This is a genomic window from Rufibacter roseolus (genome assembly GCF_017916365.1).
GTDB classification, from domain to species: Bacteria; Bacteroidota; Bacteroidia; order Cytophagales; family Hymenobacteraceae; genus Nibribacter; species Nibribacter roseolus.
The window spans coordinates 1,641,028-1,661,149 of the sequence record NZ_JAFMSU010000001.1 but is presented as its reverse complement, the minus strand read 5'-3'; the positions used below and the strand labels follow the sequence as shown (position 1 = coordinate 1,661,149).

At 45.0% G+C, this 20,122-nt stretch carries 17 protein-coding genes; 13 read left to right on the top strand and 4 right to left on the bottom strand.

The genetic code is table 11. From position 1 onward, the window contains the following. The first annotated feature begins 7 nt into the window (after positions 1-7). The 13 genes from J3P35_RS06570 (at position 8) to J3P35_RS06510 (ending at position 15,924) form a co-directional block, all read left to right on the top strand. On the top strand, positions 8-2,380 hold the full coding sequence (locus tag J3P35_RS06570; protein ID WP_210463533.1) for a GumC family protein: 2,373 nt from the start codon (positions 8-10) through the stop codon (positions 2,378-2,380). A 259-nt stretch (positions 2,381-2,639) separates the two neighbouring features. Beyond that, entirely contained in the window at positions 2,640-3,545 is a 906-nt protein-coding gene (locus J3P35_RS06565) for an exostosin domain-containing protein (protein WP_210463532.1), read from the top strand. A gap of 76 nt (positions 3,546-3,621) precedes the next feature. Next, complete coding sequence (locus J3P35_RS06560; protein ID WP_210463531.1) at positions 3,622-4,917, top strand: MATE family efflux transporter; 1,296 nt, start codon at positions 3,622-3,624, stop codon at positions 4,915-4,917. 92 nt (positions 4,918-5,009) lie between these two features. Next, positions 5,010-5,774, top strand: a complete 765-nt coding sequence (locus J3P35_RS06555; protein WP_210463530.1) for a hypothetical protein — start codon at positions 5,010-5,012, stop codon at positions 5,772-5,774. 3 nt (positions 5,775-5,777) lie between these two features. Next, a complete protein-coding gene (locus J3P35_RS06550) occupies positions 5,778-6,908 on the top strand; it encodes a glycosyltransferase family protein (RefSeq protein ID WP_210463529.1) in 1,131 nt (376 codons plus the stop codon). 13 nt (positions 6,909-6,921) lie between these two features. Continuing rightward, entirely contained in the window at positions 6,922-7,824 is a 903-nt protein-coding gene (locus tag J3P35_RS06545) for a glycosyltransferase (protein ID WP_210463528.1), read from the top strand. Positions 7,825-7,914: 90 nt separating this feature from the next. Further along, positions 7,915-8,943, top strand: coding sequence for a polysaccharide pyruvyl transferase family protein (locus J3P35_RS06540; protein ID WP_210463527.1), 1,029 nt, complete (start codon positions 7,915-7,917; stop codon positions 8,941-8,943). A 32-nt stretch (positions 8,944-8,975) separates the two neighbouring features. Further along, positions 8,976-10,055 carry a glycosyltransferase family 4 protein gene (locus tag J3P35_RS06535; protein ID WP_210463526.1) on the top strand — a complete coding sequence of 360 codons (1,080 nt, stop codon included), beginning with the start codon at positions 8,976-8,978 and terminating at the stop codon, positions 10,053-10,055. Positions 10,056-10,067: 12 nt separating this feature from the next. Next, the gene (locus tag J3P35_RS06530) at positions 10,068-11,306 is read left to right on the top strand and encodes a glycosyltransferase family 4 protein (protein WP_210463525.1); all 1,239 of its coding nucleotides are present in this window, start codon (positions 10,068-10,070) and stop codon (positions 11,304-11,306) included. 15 nt (positions 11,307-11,321) lie between these two features. Continuing rightward, positions 11,322-12,695 carry a hypothetical protein gene (locus J3P35_RS06525; RefSeq protein WP_246849999.1) on the top strand — a complete coding sequence of 458 codons (1,374 nt, stop codon included), beginning with the start codon at positions 11,322-11,324 and terminating at the stop codon, positions 12,693-12,695. Positions 12,696-12,795: 100 nt separating this feature from the next. After that, a complete protein-coding gene (locus J3P35_RS06520) occupies positions 12,796-13,965 on the top strand; it encodes a glycosyltransferase family 4 protein (RefSeq protein ID WP_210463524.1) in 1,170 nt (389 codons plus the stop codon). Next, positions 13,956-14,618 (top strand): acyltransferase, encoded by a 663-nt coding sequence (locus tag J3P35_RS06515; RefSeq protein ID WP_210463523.1) that lies wholly within the window; start codon positions 13,956-13,958, stop codon positions 14,616-14,618. Before J3P35_RS06520 ends, J3P35_RS06515 begins: the two co-directional genes overlap by 10 nt. A gap of 25 nt (positions 14,619-14,643) precedes the next feature. Further along, on the top strand, positions 14,644-15,924 hold the full coding sequence (locus tag J3P35_RS06510) for a glycosyltransferase (RefSeq protein WP_210463522.1): 1,281 nt from the start codon (positions 14,644-14,646) through the stop codon (positions 15,922-15,924). A gap of 164 nt (positions 15,925-16,088) precedes the next feature. Here the strand turns inward: J3P35_RS06510 and J3P35_RS06505 are convergent, their stop codons facing one another. The 4 genes from J3P35_RS06505 to J3P35_RS06490 all read right to left on the bottom strand — a co-directional run. Next, complete coding sequence (locus J3P35_RS06505) at positions 16,089-17,408, bottom strand: WcaI family glycosyltransferase (RefSeq protein ID WP_210463521.1); 1,320 nt, start codon at positions 17,406-17,408, stop codon at positions 16,089-16,091. A 132-nt stretch (positions 17,409-17,540) separates the two neighbouring features. Then, the gene (locus J3P35_RS06500) at positions 17,541-18,452 is read right to left on the bottom strand and encodes a glycosyltransferase family 2 protein (protein ID WP_210463520.1); all 912 of its coding nucleotides are present in this window, start codon (positions 18,450-18,452) and stop codon (positions 17,541-17,543) included. Between the two features lie 47 nt (positions 18,453-18,499). Continuing rightward, positions 18,500-19,078 (bottom strand): WcaF family extracellular polysaccharide biosynthesis acetyltransferase, encoded by a 579-nt coding sequence (locus J3P35_RS06495; protein WP_246849998.1) that lies wholly within the window; start codon positions 19,076-19,078, stop codon positions 18,500-18,502. Positions 19,079-19,686: 608 nt separating this feature from the next. Then, positions 19,687-20,122: T9SS type A sorting domain-containing protein (locus J3P35_RS06490; protein ID WP_210463519.1), on the bottom strand; the 436-nt coding region annotated here is incomplete at its 5' end.

The following is a 20,122-nucleotide window of genomic DNA, read 5'->3' as shown; positions in this document are numbered from 1 at the left end:
AAAGGATATGCAAAGGTTGGCAGGAACAGAGGAGTTGTTTCCGTTGAAAGCGGAGAAAAAGGAGACCAATGATATTAGAAACACCTTCATCCAGTACTCCAGGTACTGGTATTTATTCTTAATTGGCGTCCTCTTGAGTGTGGGAGCTGCTTTTATGTACTTACGCTACCACACCAGTGTTCAGTACAAAGTGGTCAGCAAGTTGCTTATAAAAGACTACCAAAGAGGGCAGGGTATTTCTGGGGCAGGGGCTTTCAGTGACTTGGATATGTTTAACTCTACGAAGGTAGTTGACAATGAAATCTTGATTCTAGACTCTAAAACCTTGATGGAAAGGGTGGTCAAAGACCTGGAGCTATTCACCAACTATTACATTGAGGGTCAATTCCAAGATATAGAAATCTATGGAAAGGAGTTGCCTATAAAACTTATTGTGGAGAGCCTGAATAGCTCAGGTTACAATAAAGAACTCACCATCTATACCAAGGATAACAATAGTTTTGTACTTGAAGAACAGGATGGCAAAAGAAGCATCCATAGTTTTGGCAAGAGAATTCAAAAGCCCTATGCCACTTTTACCGTGCTGGCCACTTATAAGCTGAACCCCACCCCTTCCTCTAACCTAAACCAGGTCAAGGTTCAGTTCAAGAACATTCAAGATGTTGCCAGCCGCTATCATAACTCCATTAAGGTAATGCAGGCAGGCAAGACCTGGACAAACGTAATCAGTTTAGAACTCACAGACTCCAAGCCAGAAAGAGCCAAAGATATTCTTAATAAGCTGGTTGAACTCTACAACAAAGAATCTATTGAAGACAAAAACGTTCTGGCTACCAATACCCTCGCTTTCATAGACGACAGGCTTAAATACTTAACTACCGAGCTCTCTGGTGTTGAGAAGAATGTAGAACAATATAAAAGCCAGAATGAAGTCACCGATGTCAATACCCAGGCAAGTGACTATTTGGCGCAGGCAAGCGATTATAATAAACAGCTTTCTGAATGGGCTATCCAAATAGATATCCTCAGATCCATAGAGAAATACCTCAGCCAGGCTAAAGGGGAATACCGGATGGTACCAAGTTCATTAGGCATTCAGGACCAAACCCTAATGAGCCTCATTGCCAAATTCAATGAATTGCAATTAGAACGGGAGCGCATGCTCCGGACAACCAACCCCAATAGTCCCTTAATCCAAAACATAAACGAGCAACTTGCCAACCTCAGGGTAAACCTGCTGGAGAACCTTGGAAACATTAAAAGAAGCTTGCTCATTACCAGTAATAAACTAAAGGCAACCTCAAGCCAATTCAAATCAAAGATTAAGAAAGTGCCCTCAATGGAGCGGCAATTATTAGAGATTAACCGGCAACAGAGTATAAAGCAGAACCTCTACCTGTACCTTTTACAGAAACGGGAGGAAACAGCCCTGTCACTGGCTTCCTCGGTATCCCACATCCGCATCATTGACCCCGCTATTGTGGAAGGATTTTCAGTATTGCCCAGTAAATCTACTGTCTACCTGATGTCAGTTTTATTAGGCTTGCTCATTCCATTTGCAGGGATTTATCTGAGAAACATCTTAAAAAACAAAATTCAAACGAAGAAAGAGATTGAAGACGCCACTAACACCCCAATTTTGGGTGAGTTATGCCAAAAGGACTCACCAGACTTTGTGGTTGTTAAGAAAGGAAGCCGGGCCCCCATTGTAGAGTTGTTCCGGCTTATAAGGGCAAAACTTCACTTTGCCGCAGTAGACAAAGAAAACAAGGTCATGCTTATTACATCCAGCATGAGTGGCGAGGGGAAAACCTTTTTTGGGATTAACCTGGCCGCCAGCCTGGTGCTAACCGGAAAAAAAGTACTAGTCATTGACCTTGACTTAAGATCTCCGCGCCTTTCAGCCGAACTGGGTCTGTCAACAGGACTTGGGGTAAGCAATTACCTGGTATCCGATAAAGTTCAGATTCATGATCTGATCAGATTAACGGAAATGGTACCAGAGCTATATGCTATCTCGGCGGGGCCCATTCCTCCAGATCCTGCAGAAATGATGGTATCAAAAAAACTAGGCCATTTGATAAATGAAGTAAAGCAAAGCTTTGACCATATCATTATTGATACCTCCCCAATTGGGCAGGTAGCAGATGCCTTGGTGTTAAGCACCCTGGTGGACTCAACCATTTACTTAATGAGGTACAATTACACCTTCAGGAAACAGATTGAAATGATTGATGAGATTTACAGAAACAAAACCCTGCCTCATCCAATGATTGTGCTGAACGATGCCAGAAAAGAAAACGGCAACGGATACGGATATGGCTACGGCTATGAAAACAAATATCAATCGCCTACCCCCTCTAAAGAACTTCTAAGCTAGTCAGCCAGCAGACTTTTATATTCTATTCTAAATTCTTCAGCCTATTTATTTATATCACATTGTACAAACAAGAAACTACCCCATGCTTATCACTTCAAATGAAGCATTGAGTTTTAAATAAGCAATCAAGATTATATCATGGCATATATTCAAAAATTATCCGGAATAGATGAGACTAAAGTTATTTTTCATAACCAGCGACTTATCACCTTTAGCTGATCCTGACTCAAAGATGCTTACCAATGTAAAGGAAGCGCTTTTGAGTACTGGATCTGTGGAGGAAGTCTTTTCACCAGACACCGCCGATGCCCTCATAATCCAGGAAAAAGAGTCTTACAAAGATTTCAGATATATCAAGAGCTTACTGAAAGATGCATTAATCAATGACTTTGCTTCCAAGGTCTACACTATCAATAGGGATGATTGCGCAACCGGGCTTTTAAGAGGCCTATACACCAGCTTACCTAAAACGCGATTTGATGGTGCTATCCATGCCTCTGTTCCTTACATGGAGTACCCCAACAAACTAATCTTCTCAGAAAGCCTGGTTGATGAGCCACCTTTTTTCCTGGCCAGCTGGAGAGGAAACACCAAGTCAAACAAAATAAGAGTAGAGCTCATCAAAAGCCTGAAATCAAATCCAGAATTCCAGATAGAGGCTACTGACAGCTGGCTAAACCACCAGCAAGAAGAAAAGGAACGATACATTCAACTTATCCGGAACGCCAAGTTTTCGCTCTGCCCCGCAGGGTGGGCCCCCGTTAGCTTCAGGATTTATGAAAGCATGGCCCTTGGCCGATGTCCCGTGATCATTGCCGATGAGTTTGTTCCGCCCCCAGGGCCAGACTGGAACGAGTTTGCGTTGTTTTACCCCCAGAACAAAACGGACCAGCTTTATTCTTTTCTGAAAGAGCAAGAAGGTAGTTACAGCAGGTTAGGCCAGGCCGCTTACCAGTACTGGAAAGAATATTTCAGCCCGGAGGTGGTGGCGGGCTATTTGGCTAACTCCCTCATAAAGCTCTTGTCTACCTCCCCGGCAACCACCAGGCAACTTGAAATCAAGAGATGGAACTCCTTTCAGGTACACTGGACCAATCACTGGACTCTCCCCCAAAGAATTCACCTCAAAGTGAACAAAGTATTCAAAATGGCATTGCCGTTTTAAGCTGAAATCGCTGAAAGTCGCTCAAAAACATAATAGTGATTTAAGTCAGAAGATCAGCTTTTCATTTATTTAGGTCATGAGAGCAGTTGCTGAACATAAATACAAGAAGTCATACTATTCTAAGGCTATTGAATGGGGGAAGCTGATTACCCTTACGGGGTCGGCTCAGTTACTGGTACAAATCACGGGGTTTCTGAGCGGCATTTTGGTCATTCGGCTGCTCCCCACGCATGAGTATGCCCTTTATACACTGGCAAACACCATGCTTGGCACAATGACCATTTTAGCAGATGGGGGCATCTCCACCGGCGTGATGGCCCAAGGTGGAAAGGTGTGGCAAAACCCTCAGCAATTGGGCATTGTCATCACTACAGGGCTGGAGCTAAGAAAAAAGTTTGCCATTGGCAGCTTGGCTATCGCCGTTCCCCTCCTGCTCTATCTGCTGAGACACCACCAGGCAAGCTGGTTGATGGCGGGGTTGATCACGGCTAGTCTGATCCCTGCTTTTTTATCAGCATTGTCGGGCACCCTGCTTGAAACGGCCCTGAAGCTACGCCAGGATATTGCGCCCCTTCAGAAAAACCACATCCATGTGAATTTAGGGAGGCTAACCCTTATTGGCTTAACCATGTTTGCCTTCCCATGGGCTTTTGTAGCAGTGCTAGCTGGTGGTTTACCCCAAATTTGGGCAAACTTAAAACTGCATAGGCTATCTGCCCGTTACGCCGATTTGCACCAGGAGCCAGACCCAGCGGTAAGGAAAGAGATCTTAACTTTTGTCTCTAGAATCCTTCCTGGATCTATCTATTACTGCTTATCTGGTCAGTTAACGCTGTGGCTCATTTCCAGCTTTGGCACCACCGAAGCCGTAGCCCAAGTAGGTGCCATGAGCAGGCTCTCTTTGGCGTTGGTGGTAGTAAGAGTCCTGTTCAGTACGCTTACTTTCCCGCGGTTTGCCCGCCTGCAACACAATGCCAGACTACTTTTCAGCCGTTATGTCCAGATTCAGTTCATGGTCACGCTGTTAAGCACCATGATACTAAGCATAGTGTGGCTGTTTCCTTCTGAAGTGTTATGGATTTTAGGTAAAAACTACACCAATCTGCAAGATGAAGTCTTTTTACAAATAGCAGGTAGTTGCCTGGGCTTGATTTCTACCATCTCGTATGGTTTATACACAAGCAGGGGCTGGGCAATCAATCCCTTTGTTTCCATCCCCCTCAATGTCCTATCTCTGGTAGTTGGAGCTTTCCTTTTTGATGTGGCTACCCTGCAGGGCATTTTGTTATTCAACATTTTCATTGCCTTTATACAGGTACTCATCAACACCATTTTCAGCATCTTGAAAATCTCCCAAGTTAAACATACCTAACCCAACTTATTTAAGCTCTCCACTATTGTATAAACCTATACAAGGCAGATTATCTATCACCCGCTTGATTCATAAGTTTAATTCAAATTGACATGCATAAAGATACCCAGATTATCATGCCTGTAATCCCTTCCAAAGTAATATCCTTCTTGATAAAAACTACTTTGGTCTTGGTGGCTTTAAACCTTATAGCCTGCTATCTGAGAAATGTGCTGGGCTATGAGTCTGTTTTCACCTTCATTCAAAAATTTTACATGGACAGTGAGGGAAACGTGCCGGCCTTCTTTTCAACCTCCATCTTATTCTTTTCCGCTTTCTTATTCTTCCTGATCTCCAAAGCGAAGAAATCAACGGGAGACCCTTTCTATAAACATTGGGCCGGGCTCTCCCTAATATTTTGCCTTCTGGCTTGTGACGAAGGTTTTCAATTTCATGAAATGTTGGCTATTCCTTTTAATACTTTAAAGCCTACAGGCATATTCTTGTTTTCCTGGGTACTGGGGGCCGGCTTGTTCGTGGTCATTTTCAGCATAGCCTATATCAGGTTTCTGCTGTCTCTACCCGCTAAGTATAGCCGTAACTTCTTTCTGGCGGGTCTCATTTTTATATCAGGCACCCTGGGCATGGAAATGGTGGGAGGCTGGATTGTAGAAAACTACGGAAGGGAAGGCATCCTCTATTCTGTCATATTCACCATTGAGGAAACCTTGGAGATAACCGGTATCATCCTTCTAATTAATACGCTGCTGCATTACATCCAGGAACAACTGCAATCAGTTGTCTTCACTTTTAACAAAAAGGCACCTGAAACAGAGCGAGCCAAAACAGAAGCCACCCTACTTGAACCAGTACTGTAAGAGATGAGAGTAGTTTTCCTTTGCGGCTCCCTTGAACCTGACTGCGATGGCGTGGGCGATTACACCCGGCGACTTGCCGGAGAATTGATCCGGCAAGCCCACCAGGTATCTATTATTGCCCTAAACGATAAGTATTGCTCTATACCGCTAAAAGAAACCCAGGAAGTTGGCAATATCTCCATACAGGTTGTGCGACTACCTACGGGGGTTGCCGCTAAATCCCGGTTCTTTATGGCAAGAGCGCACTTGGAGGAATTTGGGCCTGACTGGATTAGCTTGCAATACGTTCCCTTTTCTTTTCATGAAAAAGGATTGCCCTTTTTGCTGAATCTATCCTTGAAAGAACTGACCAAAGGAAGCAAACTCCATGTCATGTTCCATGAGCTTTGGGTGGGAGTTGACGGTAAGGTGGGTTTTAAAATGGGTTTGCTAAAACAAGCCCAGAAACTCATTATCAGGGATCTGCTCAGAAGGGCTGCCCCTGACCACATCACTACCACCATTGACATCTACAGAAAACAACTGCCGCAACCAGAAACCAAGCTCCTTCCCCTGTTCGGAAATATTCCCATCGTTCCTGTGGACGGATACGCCAGAAAGCAGGAAGACCGCTTGAGAATAGTCCATTTCGGAAGTTTCACCAGCCTGCTGGATGATTTCAGATCTCAGGTGTCGTTTTTGTCTAAAGCGGCGCAATTAAAGGGGTTGAAGGCTGAATTGGTAACTTTTGGCGAGGGAGGTCCTCATGCAGAAGCCGCCTTAAAGGCAGCTACCCTTGTTTTGGGCAAAGAGTATGTACGGGAACTAGGCCGTTTACCGCCCCATGAAATTTCCCTGCAACTGCAGTTAGCTGACGTGGGCATTTCCAGGTCTGACTTTACCATGTGGGGTAAAAGCGGGGCAACCCAGGCCATGCTGGAGCATGGGCTCCCGGTTTTACTTAGAGGCAGTATGCCCCTGGAAATTCTGGATCCCGCCTTCACCGACTTGTTTACAGAACAACTACTTTTCTGCGAATCGGGTTTTGAAGCTGTTTTCACAAAACAAGCCCCCAAACCCAGACTGCAGGTAGTAGCCCAGAAATTCATTGAATCCTTGAACAAGGCGGAGTTTGTCAACAAGGTTAGCTCTTGAAATACATTAAGCCATGCTTGGTCAACCATTAAAAGAGAACGCGATTGCCATTGTTGTGAATCAGGATTTTGCGCGCTACGCAAAGACTTTAATCAACTCCATTAAGAAGAACTGGGTGAATCACCCTCCTATTCTTTTATTTCTCACCCCAGATGTTGACAGGGAGTTGGAGAACGCTTTCTCTCTTATCCCTAAAGTATCCCCAAAACGCTTCAACCCGCAAGCGTTTGAATACCGGGAGCTGCTTATAGACAAGAATGAGAAGTTTGAATCAAAATCTTTTAATGATGCCGGCTTCTTCATCGTGAATTTCTGGAGCGACCTGTTCTCAGAATACAACAACATTCTGGTATTAGATGCAGACATGTTAGTACTGAAAGATTTAAGCGCCTTTATGGAAGAGGATTCCTTTCTGGGGATAAGTGCCGCCAACGAAAGGATTTTACCGGTCTTCTCCTTCAACCGTCCGTTGCTGAGCAAGGCACTTAGCCTTACTAATGCCTATTGCAAAGCGTTGGCCATGGGCATCTTTTTACCTCCGTTCGCCTCTATGAACTCAGGCGTTTTAAGGATTGGACCTCAAGACAGAACCCCAGAGAAATACCGGGCGTTGCTGAAGATTTTAAAGGAGTTTAGGGCCAGCACCGTAGGTGACCAGGAAATCATTTACCTGTGGATGCAGAAATTCAACAAGCCTATCTCCTTTGATTTTAGAATGAATTTTCAAGCAAGGTTTTTTAATGCCATAGAAAATAACCAAATTCCAATAAGATTTAGGAGAAAAGTTATAGAGGCGTCAAAAGATGTACACATTCTCCATTTTAACGGGGCAAAACCAGATAGCCCAGATTTCCTACACCACCCCTGGACCAAAGACCGGCATGATTTGGTAGCGCTATTTAACAGTTATTCTTAAAACAAGTCAAAAACATCCTTCCACCTATCCTATCCAAAGAAGCGAGTACTTGCGCAGATTGAATTACTTCCATTTTATCAGTTGCTTATTATGAAATATTACTACCAGATTGAGGGAGACCTCAGGAATAATATTGGAGATGTCTTACAAGGCATGGTGGCTAAGTATTTCTTACCAGAAAATGCTCTGGTAGTAAACCGGGAAGCCTTGGCAGAGATAGATGCTGCAGAACCTGGGTTACTCGTGGCAAATGGCTGGTACATGCACTCCTTTGACAAATTTCCTCCCCCTGAGAACATACAACCCGTCTACGTCTCTGTTCACGTTGCCCAGTCAGAACTACTATTAAACAGAAAAGTCAGAGACCATTTCAAGAAGCATGCACCTATTGGGTGCAGAGATGCAAAAACCTTGAAACTGTTTTTAGGATGGGGTATCCCCGCCTACTACTCCAGTTGCCTAACTATCACCACCGCAAAAAGAGCCCCCATCAATACCACCGGCGAAGGCGAAATTTTACTCGTTGACAACATTGACCACCCTATCCCTGAAAAGGTAAAACTGAAGTTAGAAGGTTTGCTGGGGACTTCCATGGTTAGGGTTTCACATGACCCGCCAGATGTAAGCGGAACCATTCAGGAATTCATGCAGAAATCAGAACCCCACATGAATTCGCTTCTTGAAAGATATTGCAGGGCGGCCCTGGTGGTAACCACCAAAATTCATTGCGCCTTACCTTGTCTTGGAATGGGCGCAAACGTGATGCTGATTCATCCTAACCCCTCAGACCCCAGGTTGGCCACCGTAGCAGAGTTCCTGGACATTATTTCCTATGAAGAGGTGCTGGCCGCTAACGCTTTCTCCAAACCGGTTGTCAACCAGGCTGCCCTGATAAAAAGGAAAGAGTTCCTTTCTTCCATTGTAAGCAAATCTGTGGCCATGGGGGGCAATGTAATGCGGACCCCAGATACGGCAGCACTCCAAAAAATAAAGCAAAAGGCTACTTTAATGGCCAGGCTTTACAGAATGGGAGTTAAGGCAGCATGCACATCAGGGTTAGCGAACGAGCAGATGAAAAGGGTTTTCAGAGAAAGAGCCATTGAGCAAGTGAACTCATAAGCTTTTTAGAAGAGGGCATTAATAGGAAGACCATGAAAAAGATAGTTGTTTATTCCACTCAGCTTTTACCCACCGGCGGAATAGAAAGCCATCTTCTTGAGTTCTGCCAGAAAATGAGCGACAAATCTGTCATCATTGACCTGATTGTCCTTAACTCCAGAATACCTCCGGCCACAGAGGAACTGTACCGGGCCAAATGCCGGAACGTTTTTCTGGGCAAGAACAAATCCTCGGCAGAAAGACTGATCTGGCTGGTTTCCGTGGCTTTTAGATTGAAGTTTAACCAGTATGATGCCCTCTACACCAACGGTCAGGGAGAAAGCATTGGTGTTTTACCTAAACTGCTTAGAATAAAAGGAACCTGGGTTCACCACCATCATACTGCGGGAGACAAAGAAGACCAGGCCACTTGGGGAAGCAACTATATAGGCACCCTCAAAAAAGCCGATACAGTTATTGCCTGCTCACACAGAAATGCCCTGGAAATGTCGGCCGCTTTAAGCCGGACCATTGATACTATCCCTTGCCTCTCCCGGGAGATTGAGGTGGAACCGCTTCCTCTTACCAAAAACGGGAAGATAAAGCTGGGTTATTACGGCCGCCTGATTCCGGAAAAAGGCATTGACCTGTTGTGCAAGCTAAGTGAAGAACCGGCATTGGGGGGCGTTGAATTTCACATATGGGGAAAAGGGGAAGCCTATCCGTTCTCCTACTTTGAAAATTTCCCCAGGGTGCGGTACCATGGCCCTTTCTCCGGTGTAACAGAGCTTAAAAAGGTTTTGGGTTTGCTGGATGGATTCTTGCTGCTTTCCGTGCACCCCGAGGGATTGCCCATAAGCCTTTTGGAAGTAATGAGTGCCGGCACCCCCTGGTTGGCGACAGACCGCGGCGGGGTTCCTGATATAGCCTGTGATCCTGTTTCAACCAGAGTGATCCCGGCTAATTCAGATTATGAGCAGATCAAGAAATCAGTGGAGCTGTTCGCAGTTGACCTTGCAGCAGGCAAGATTTCAAAAGAAAATCAGAAACGGCTCTATGCTGAGAAGTTTTCTGCCCCTGCGGTCGTGCAGAGATGGAAAGAAGCATTAAAGCTGAATTTAACACCTAATTAGCGTTCAGGCCCCATGGTTATTCTTTCCCATCCAACAGGTAATGCTAATGTACGGGCAGCGGCGCGCGGCTTCCAGGAAGCGGGCATGCTTTCTGAATTCAGAACCTCTATCGCTTCTTTTCCCGGGAGTGCCTTGGATAGTTTTGGCGGGATTGGGCCATTAAAGGAAATACGTAGAAGACGGTTTGACCCCAGCCTGAAAACAGTCACCAAAACCTGGCCGTGGATGGAAGCAGGTCGGCTCCTGGCCACGAAGGCGGGTCTTTCTCCTTTCACGCAACACGAGACCGGCCTGTTCTGCATTGATGCGGTTTACCGCAAATTTGATCGGCATGTAGCATCCAAGATAACCTCGGGCCTGAAAAAGGGAGCCAATGCGGTCTATGCCTTTGAAGACGGGGCTTTAGACTCTTTTAAAAAGGCCAAGAACCTACACCTTCACTGTCTATACGATCTGCCTATTGGATACTGGAGAACTGCCAGAAGGCTGTTGGAAAACGAGCGGCTCCAGAAACCTGAATGGGCCTCTACCTTGAAGGGCCTCCAGGACTCAGAGGAGAAGCTTGCCCGTAAAGACGAAGAACTACGGTTAGCCGACCGGATTTTTGTAGCCAGCCAATTTACCGCCAAAACTTTACAAGACTATCCTGGTGCTCTTGCCCCCATAGAAATCATCCCCTACGGGTTTCCTCCAGTAATCAACGGCAGGGACTATTCCTCGGGCTCTGGAAGCAAACGGTTGAAGCTGCTGTTTGTAGGAGGGCTTTCCCAGCGTAAGGGCATCGCCGATTTGTTTGCCGCCGTGACCCCGCTTGGAAAGCATGTGGAACTGACCATTGTGGGGCGAAAACCCAGCACAAACTGCCCTGCATTAGATACGGCTCTGGCAAACCACCGCTGGATTCCCAGTTTATCGCATGCAGATGTGCTTTCCCTTATGCGCACCCAGGACGCACTTGTTTTCCCCTCTCTTTTTGAAGGATTTGGTCTGGTAATTTCAGAAGCCATGTCTCAGGGCACCCCAGTTATCACCACCGAAAGAACGGCTGGCCCTGACCTTATCACCCATGATCATTCTGGCTGGTTGGTGGAGGCAGGGTCTGCAGATGCCCTGAGAGCATCTATTGAAAAGCTCATCGGGCAACCTGACACCATCAAATCTGCGGGGAAAGCGGCCATGGAAACCGCACGCAAACGCCCCTGGGAAGTTTACGGCCGAGAATTGGCGACTGCAGTCTTAAATTATAATTAGGTTTATTTCAACAACATGCGCGCTTATACCAGAAATCCGCAGGGCATTTTAGATACTCAGGCAGCAACGCTCGAGAACTTCCGCTATAGAGCAAACCCGTCTTTGTCAGAATCAGACCAACTGCTGAAGAAAGCAATCTGGCTTTACTTCATACTACTCATCTTTGAAGGCGCCATCCGCAAATGGGTATTCCCGGGTTTGGCAACTCCCCTATTGATTGTCCGGGACCCTATAGCGCTTTGGATTGTGGCAAAGACCCTGCACCGAGGCCTGTTTCCTTCTCACCCATATTTACTGGGTCCCGTGCTGATTGGCATCGTCAGCATTTTCACCGCCACGTTGTTAGGCCACGGGAATATTATGGTTGCCTTGTATGGGGCCCGTATCTTACTGCTGCATTTCCCAATGATGTTCGCCATAGGGCGGCTCTTCAACCAGGATGATGTGATCAGGATTGGGAAAGTTACCCTCTGGATGGCCATTCCTATGGCAGTTTTGATAGCTTTTCAGTTTTATAGCCCGCAAACGGCTTGGGTAAACAGAGGCGTGGGAGGAGATGTAGCGGGTGCGGGCTTTAGCGGAGCATTAGGGTACCTCCGACCTCCTGGCACCTTCTCCTTCACCAACGGACTCACCCTCTTTTACGGCTTTGCGGCCTCGTTTATTATTTACTTCTGGTTCAATACTGAAAAAATAAGTAAACCTATTTTAATTGGGGCTACTTCTGCATTGATTGCCGCCATACCGCTTTCTATTAGCCGAGGCCTGTTTTTCCAAATTGGGGTAAGTCTGATTTTTGCCGTCATTGCGGTGTCGCGCAAACCAAAATATGCGGGCAAATTTATCCTGGCTGGTATTGGTATGGCAGTTACCCTCTTACTACTAAGCCAAGCCAGCTTCTTTGGAACAGCCATGGAGGCGTTTACCACCCGCTTTGAGCTTGCCACCACCAATGAAAACGGCTTGGAAGGCGTTTTGCTGGACCGGTACTTAGGAGGCTTGATTGGCTCCCTCCAAGGCAATGAGGGCCTACCCTTCTTTGGCTATGGGATTGGAATGGGCACCAACGTAGGTAGTATGCTTCTGTCAGGTGGCAAAGCTTTCCTTATTTCAGAAGGAGAATGGGGAAGATTGATTGGGGAGTTAGGGCTTTTCCTTGGCTTGGCTATTATCCTGATCAGGTTAGGGTTCTGTCTTAAAATTTCGGTAGCCGCTTACAAAAAACTGGTAACAGGAGACTTACTCCCTTGGATGCTCCTAAGCTTCGGGTTATTGATAGTACCACAGGGGCAGTGGGCCCAACCTTCCGCGCTCGGTTTCTCTACCCTTATCGGAGGTTTGATGATTGCCTCCCTTAGGCCTTCAAAAAGCCAAACCCTCCTTCCTTAAAAGCCCAATATCATGAAGCATACTTGTACATGGCTTCCCAGAGTAGAGACTGATTTCAACTGACCAGAAAAGAATTCGACACGCACCTTAACGAGCAAATATGGCTAAGTTCATATTTATTGGCAATTACCCCCGTGATAAGCAGGAGAGCATGGAAAGGTTTGCCCAGATGCTGCACCATGGCTTTCAGGAGGCCGGGCATGCCTCTGAAATTTGGCGGCCAGTCGTCTTTTTTGGGACATTGTTCAAGAGCACCACCTCTGGTCTAGGAAAATGGATGGGGTACCTGGACAAATGGATTCTTTTTTGTTTTCTGCTGCAGTGGCGCGTATCTCAGATCATGGCGAAAGACAAAGAAGTCAGGTTTCACATTTGCGATCATTCCAATGCCCCATACCTGCAATATCTGCCTTCTTCTAAAACCAGTATTACCTGCCATGATGTGATTGCCATAAGAGCTGCAAAGGGCTACCCAGACACCTATGTTACAGCTTCGGGTTTTGGGAAGATTTTACAGAACTGGATCTTAAAACATTTAAGTTCTGCGGTGTCTTTGGCATGCGTTTCTAACCTTACGCTCAGCCAATTAAAGGACCTCAGCGTAGGCGCAAAACCAGAACAGAAAGACTGGAAAGTCATCTACAATGCGTTCAATGCTGACTTTGAACTTATACCTGAAAAGAAAGCAATAGAAACTTTAAAGAATAAAAACCTTCCCCTTGATGCTCCCTTCATTCTCCATGTAGGTTCTGCGCTACCCAGGAAAAACAGAAAGCTTCTTTTAGACATGGTAGACAAGCTTGGAGACAAATGGGAAGGTAACATCTGCTATGCCGGCAAACCCCTTGATCCTTCTCTGGTAGCACATGTGCAACGACTTGGTTTGGAGAAAAGGGTTTTCTCCATTGTCAATCCTAACCATGCCACCTTAGAGGCGCTTTACAATACCTGCCAAGCTTTTATTTTCCCCTCTTATTCTGAAGGGTTCGGCTGGCCGGTCATTGAAGCGCAGGCTTGCGGCACCCCTGTTATTGCAAGCAATACAGCTCCCATGCCTGAGGTGAGCGGAGGTGCCGCCCTCTATTGTGACCCTAATAAACCAGAAGAATTCGCGGCAGCCCTCCTCTCCCTGAATGATTCCATCATCCAAACAGATTTGATAGAAAGAGGCCTTGCTAATTGCAGCCGCTTTTCCAGAAAACAGATTATTGGCTCCTATCTGGAGCTTCATGGCATTAAGCAAAAAGAAGCTCAATTAATATGTTCTTGAAGTGCATTACATTTCTTCTTCCCTGGTTTCTTAGGCGTAAAGCCCTGGAAGCCTGGTTTGGCTACAAAATACACCCTTCGGCCCGTATTGGTTTTGCATGGGTCTTCCCCAGGAAGCTTGTGATGGCACCAGGTGCCCAAATAGATCATTTAACCGTAGCTATAAACCTGGATTTGATTGAGATGGGCCAAAAATCAAAAATAGGCAGAGGGAACTGGATCACGGGCTTTCCTACTAAAAGTGGTTCGCTTCATTTCAAACACAACACCGGAAGGAAAGCCGAACTTAGGTTAGGTGCATGTGCGGCCATCACAAAAAACCACCATATTGACTGTACAGACACCATCTCCATTGGGCGGTACTCCACCATAGCTGGTTATAATTCTCAACTTCTTACCCACTCCATCAACGTGTTTGAGAATCGGCAAGACTGCGCACCCATTTTTATCGGAGAATATACTTTTGTGGGGACCAATGTGGTAGTACTGGGTGGGGCTTTTTTGCCTTCTTACTCTGTTTTGGGCGCAAAATCATTGCTTAACAAGCCGCAGCAAGAAGAGTGGACCCTGTACGGCGGGGTCCCGGCAAAGGCGATCAGTGAAATTCCCCAACACGCAAAGTATTTTACCAGAGCAGAGGGCTTTGTTCATTGATGGAAAAACTTAAAGCGGATCTCTGATGAAGATATTACGGGTAATTGGTAGTATGAATCCGGCAAGCGGCGGTCCCTGTCAGGGTATTCGGAATTCTATTCCTGAGCTTGAAAAGTTGGGAGTATCCAATGAGGTAGTTTGTTTAGACGCTCCAGAGGCATCGTTTCTGGGAAAAGATGAATTTACAATCCATGCCTTGGGGCCGGGTAAAGGACCTTGGAACTACTCACCAAAACTTACCCCTTGGCTTCTTGAAAACCTCCCTCGGTTTGATGCGGTCATTGTGCACGGCCTTTGGCTTCATCATGGCTATGCCGTCAGGAAAGCCTTAAATAAGTTAAGATTGAGAAAAACAGCCCCCCAACCCGGAGGCAACAAACTGCCCAACCTTTTTGTCATGCCCCATGGCATGCTGGATCCCTACTTCCAGAAAGCGGCGGGTAGAAAACTAAAGGCCTTAAGGAACTGGGTTTATTGGAAACTGATTGAAGGCCGTATCATCAATGAAGCAGCAGGGGTTCTATTTACCTGTGAAGCAGAGCTTAGCCTGGCACGCCAACCTTTTAGGCCTTATTTTCCAAAAAGGGAAGTAAACGTAGGGTATGGTATTCCTGAGCCCCCAGAGCTTACCGCAAGCATGCAGGAATCTTTCCTCAGGCTTTGCCCTGAATTGCGGACTCGTCCTTACCTTCTTTTCCTAAGCAGAATACACGAAAAAAAAGGCATTGATCTTCTCGTTAAAGCTTATTCTGAGTTGACCATTCACCACAACCTCCTTAAGCCCGTTCCTGAGTTAGCCGAAGCAGATGATGTATCTCTTAGCAGCACACTCGCACCTACCAGGCAATGGCCAGCCCTTGTGATCGCCGGACCAGGCTTGGATACACCTTACGGAAAAATGCTACAGAAACAAGCCGAAGAAACTGCCCGGGTGGGCAATAGGTCTATCTACTTTCCTGGCATGCTGACAGGTGACTCTAAATGGGGGGCTTTTTATGGTTGTGAGGCTTTTATTCTGCCAAGCCATCAGGAGAATTTTGGCATTGCCGTGGTGGAAGCGCTGGCTTGCAGCAAACCCGTTCTCATCTCTGATCAGGTAAACATCTGGAGGGAAATTGCCCAGGTTGGAGGCGGCTTGGTAGCAAAAGACACAGAGGAAGGCACAAAAGAGCTACTAAGCACCTGGATTGATTTATCAGAAGAAGAGAGAGGCCAAATGAGAAACAACGCCAGAGATGCCTACGAAGATTTTTTTGCCATCAAGCCACATGCGTTAAGGGTGTGGCAAGCACTGAAGCAATCATAGTGGGGAGAAAACAGTCAGACTGAACCTACTTTCAATTCCACCCTCATCCCCGCTTGTGAGGTCCATTCCTGCACCCTGATTTTGCTACCTGACCATTCCTGTTTTGAGCTCTTTTCATAAAATAAGGGCAAAAACAGGTAGTTCCCGTAAGTCCAACACCAGATCTAGCCATTCACCTCAAGCAACTCCTGTCCATTGGGTGCCAAAGCTGCGTTAGTAGTTGTGCTAAAATCGGTGGAATTTGACAACACATGCTCTTCAAAGGATTGCATGACATTTTCAATTGAGAGATACTTTTCTGCATACGCACAAGCTGCAGACCTGATACTTTCATTAGTGGCACGAGCCAAAGCATTCCATATACCAGTATTCAATGCCTCCTGATTTTCAGCTTCCACAAGAATGCCAATCTTATGCTTATTAACAAGCGTATACAAGCCGGTACCGGGGTTAGCGGTGATCAAGGCCAAGCCACCAACGGCTAAAATGGTGGTCAGTTTAGAAGGCATAACCAAATCACTGGCAATACTTTTCTGAATAACTAAATGCACGTCAGCCATATTCAAGAACTGGTTGAACTTCTCAAAAGGCTGTAAGGGCAAGAATACAAGGTTTTGCAGGCTCAGGCTTTGGGCCAAGTCCATAAGGCGTGCCTTATAAGGCCCAGACCCACAGATTACAAACTTCCAGTGTTCCTGGTCCCGGAACCTATGTGCGGCTTGGAGGATGGCTTCCAGACCCTGCTTCTCTCCTATAGCTCCGGAATACAAAATTACCTTATCCATAGGCTGGAACCCGAACTGTTCTTTCAGGCTTCCCTGATCATTGATTGGGTAGAATTGAGAAGTATCGGTCCAGTTAGGGTGCAGAAATACTTTCTTCTTTGCTTTGCTTTGGATTCTATCCACCATACTCTCTGAGATACTGCTCACCACATCGCTCTTATTGAAGATAAATTTCTCCAATTTGAATAGCAGATCTACTATTCTTTGGTTCTTTATCATTTGCAAATCCCTGGCCGCTTCTATTTGCAAATCTTGGATATGATATATGAGTTTTGCTCCTCTTACCTTCTTGTACATTACCCCTAGAAACCCAATCAGAAAAGAAGGAGCCACGGTAATGACCACATTAAACTTTTTAGAGGCAACCAAACCCAGCACCCTCAATCCCGCCGACAGGAGGAAGGTAAAATCTAAGATAATTCTTTTTACACCAGATGGTTTTGCTGGCACGTAGATAGGACAACGCAAAGTCTTGATTTTACCTCCAGACTCAAAATACTGGATTTCTGAAGAATACAGAAACCTATTACTAAAGTAAGGTTCTTGAACTTTCCAGTAAGGGTAGTAAGGATAGGTGGTGACCACCGTACAATCATATCCCCTATTTGCTAACCACTGAATTTGCTCGCCACAATACTTTCCAATACCCGTTGGTTCTGGTTTGAAGTTATAACTTATGAGCAAAACTCTTTTCTTCATAACCTAAATTCCATTTAATAAACCAACTTTAAAGACGCATGCATAACACTTAAAAAAAGTGACTATCCACCTGAAAGGGCATTGAATCCTTCTAAATAAACCGAGGCAGTTTCAGGTTGCAGAAAAGAGATTTTAATTCTCGCGCCAGGTAATTAACCTATCTGAAAGAACATCCCCAGTTCCCAAAGACCCGACTTGTTTCACCAAGTGTATCCTCCGTTTACTCTCCTTTATTTTACAATAAACCTGCATAAAATAAGACATCTTAAGAACAGCATAAGCAAAGCCTCTTGCCCCGTCTTTAAATCCGCCCAAGAAGATGTAACTTCCCATAAAGAACACAGGGCCAATAAAAATACTTTGCATCAGTTGATACTTTAGACGCTGCCTCCAGGTCCAGGAATGTAGCGAAGGAGAATTTGTAAAAGTTTTCAGAAACCGGGCAGCTTCCCACTCTGCATAATCATTGTGTTTTACCACAAAATGCGATATGCCCCTGAAGTCTTGGTGGTCAATTTTACTTTTGATGACACCTACTTTTCCTTGCAGAATTGGGTGCTCATGCACCTCCATGTCTAACTGGGTCCACTTATCTTCATCTATCTGCTCGTATTCCCCAGCACCTACCTGGAACAAGGCCAGCTTTTTCAAAGGATAACCTCCTTTCAATTGCTTTCCTAAGAAATAGACCGAATAGTTAAGCCAGAACCCTACCTTGTCACTGTTATGAAGAGTAGCCTTGAGTTCAGATTTAAAATCATCGGTTAGATATTCATCAGCGTCTAGAAAAAGCACCCATTTGGTTTTAGGAGTATGGTTTCTCAGAAACCAATTACGCTTTTTAGGGTATCTGCCATCCCAAACAAAATCTATGACCTCTACCCCGTAGGCCCTTGCAATTTCTTTAGTATTGTCAGTACTTCCTGAGTCAATGATTACAACATGCTGTGCCAGATTTTGCCCGATAGACTTTAAGCAATCAGGCAAATTCCTTTCTTCGTTTTTTACTGGGATAGCTATTGTAAGATCGAGTTTACGTGCCATTTTAATCAGAATATGTAAAAAAGACAGCTACTGTTGTCAACATATTATCAAGAAACAGGTTCTAAGAACCTCTTTTGCTTCAGTTCCTCCTCCACCCTTCCTTTAATAGGCCTGCACGGGTGACCTGAGCATACCATCCAAGGTGGCATATCTTTTGTCACAACCGACCTTGCCCCAATAACACACCCTTCTCCAATGGTAACCCCAGGATGCACAAATGCCTCTGCGGCCACCCAGGCAAAATCACCTACCCTTATTGGTTTGGTGATTAAAGGGAAACCCGGGTCTGTATAATCATGTGTGCCTGTACAGAGATGCGCTCCCTGGGAAACAACTGCCCTTCTCCCAATGATGATCTTACCCTGCGAATACAGAATAACTCCGTTTGCTATCCCGCATTGATCTTCCAATTGAAGATTCCAAGGCGCCCAAATCTTCACTTTAGGATAAACGTGTACACCTCTACCCACTTTAGCGCCAAACAACCTTAACAAAAAAGACCTCCACCCATGCAGTTGTTTAGGGGTATAAGCAAAAAATAGTGAAGCAGCTATTTGCCAGATCAATCTGAATAGCCGGTTGTAAATAGAAAAAGAGGGGCCACTAACTGTATCTTTGTTGTACATTCTTATTTAAAGCATAAAATTTAAAAATATATCTAAAACCAGATAAAACCAACCGCCAATTTTTTATCCAAACCCTCCTCATAACTATTAAAATAAAGCAAATTCAATTATTTATAAAATAAAAATATCAAGCTTAAAACTTAAATATTACAGCTACAAAAATCAGAGTATATACATAAATACTACATAACAATATTTCAACAAACATAACCAAAACCATCCCCCTCCATCTCTTGAACTACATTCCTGAATGCCACAGCAAAAGAATCCCAAACACCAGCCCATAGCCACTACACTATATTACTAAATATAAACCTCAAACACAATACACACCTGTTTACAAATAATAACTACTTTATAATTTTATTAAAATTCAAAACGGACAAATTATTCCAATAATAATTTCAGCATTAAAACACCTTACAATTACAACTTAATTGTAAATTTTACCTTTAAAAAAGGCACAAAAAAAAAAATCGATGCAAGTAGCTCCTGCATCGATTTATTTAACTTAATTATGAAAGCTCATCTATTCTAGGATTCGCTTATATCTAAACAAGGCAAGCTCATTCCAATTTAATTGGGCAAAAAGAACACCTACCTTCTCATTAAGGCTTTTTCAAAACCTTGAACATTCTATTGAAACTTTTGTCTTTGCTAACCACATAGAGCAAGTAAACACCAGCGCTTAATTGTGAGTCTTTCAGAGAGATTTCAAATTCATTTTCTCCAATGGCATTAGGTTTGAAAGACTTTTTATAAGCAGTATTCCCTAAAACATCATACACCTTCACTTCATACTCTTCATCTTCCTTCTCTGAGTTAAGGAGTATATAAATGTTTTCGTCAAATGGATTTGGATGAACCCTGGCTTCAAGGTTCTTATGAGAGGCAGGTTCCAGTACTACTTTGCTGGAGGAAGAAGCAATACTACTTGGTGCCACACCGCCAGAGTTGGAAATGACCTCAATGGCGGAGACCAGGGCGTTGTCGACCAGGCGGGCGAAGGCGATGTTGAGCGTGCCGTCGGTGACGTTCACCGTG

Excerpts from the sequence above, each read along its gene's own strand:
- J3P35_RS06570 (WP_210463533.1), top strand. The coding sequence starts at position 8 with ATGCAAAGGTTGGCAGGAACAGAGGAGTTGTTTCCGTTGAAAGCGGAG.
- J3P35_RS06560 (WP_210463531.1), top strand. The coding sequence starts at position 3,622 with ATGAGAGCAGTTGCTGAACATAAATACAAGAAGTCATACTATTCTAAG.
- J3P35_RS06555 (WP_210463530.1), top strand. The coding sequence starts at position 5,010 with ATGCATAAAGATACCCAGATTATCATGCCTGTAATCCCTTCCAAAGTA.
- J3P35_RS06550 (WP_210463529.1), top strand. The coding sequence starts at position 5,778 with ATGAGAGTAGTTTTCCTTTGCGGCTCCCTTGAACCTGACTGCGATGGC.
- J3P35_RS06545 (WP_210463528.1), top strand. The coding sequence starts at position 6,922 with ATGCTTGGTCAACCATTAAAAGAGAACGCGATTGCCATTGTTGTGAAT.
- J3P35_RS06540 (WP_210463527.1), top strand. The coding sequence starts at position 7,915 with ATGAAATATTACTACCAGATTGAGGGAGACCTCAGGAATAATATTGGA.
- J3P35_RS06535 (WP_210463526.1), top strand. The coding sequence starts at position 8,976 with ATGAAAAAGATAGTTGTTTATTCCACTCAGCTTTTACCCACCGGCGGA.
- J3P35_RS06530 (WP_210463525.1), top strand. The coding sequence starts at position 10,068 with ATGGTTATTCTTTCCCATCCAACAGGTAATGCTAATGTACGGGCAGCG.
- J3P35_RS06525 (WP_246849999.1), top strand. The coding sequence starts at position 11,322 with ATGCGCGCTTATACCAGAAATCCGCAGGGCATTTTAGATACTCAGGCA.
- J3P35_RS06520 (WP_210463524.1), top strand. The coding sequence starts at position 12,796 with ATGGCTAAGTTCATATTTATTGGCAATTACCCCCGTGATAAGCAGGAG.
- J3P35_RS06515 (WP_210463523.1), top strand. The coding sequence starts at position 13,956 with ATGTTCTTGAAGTGCATTACATTTCTTCTTCCCTGGTTTCTTAGGCGT.
- J3P35_RS06510 (WP_210463522.1), top strand. The coding sequence starts at position 14,644 with ATGAAGATATTACGGGTAATTGGTAGTATGAATCCGGCAAGCGGCGGT.
- J3P35_RS06505 (WP_210463521.1), bottom strand. The coding sequence starts at position 17,408 with ATGAAGAAAAGAGTTTTGCTCATAAGTTATAACTTCAAACCAGAACCA.
- J3P35_RS06500 (WP_210463520.1), bottom strand. The coding sequence starts at position 18,452 with ATGGCACGTAAACTCGATCTTACAATAGCTATCCCAGTAAAAAACGAA.
- J3P35_RS06495 (WP_246849998.1), bottom strand. The coding sequence starts at position 19,078 with ATGTACAACAAAGATACAGTTAGTGGCCCCTCTTTTTCTATTTACAAC.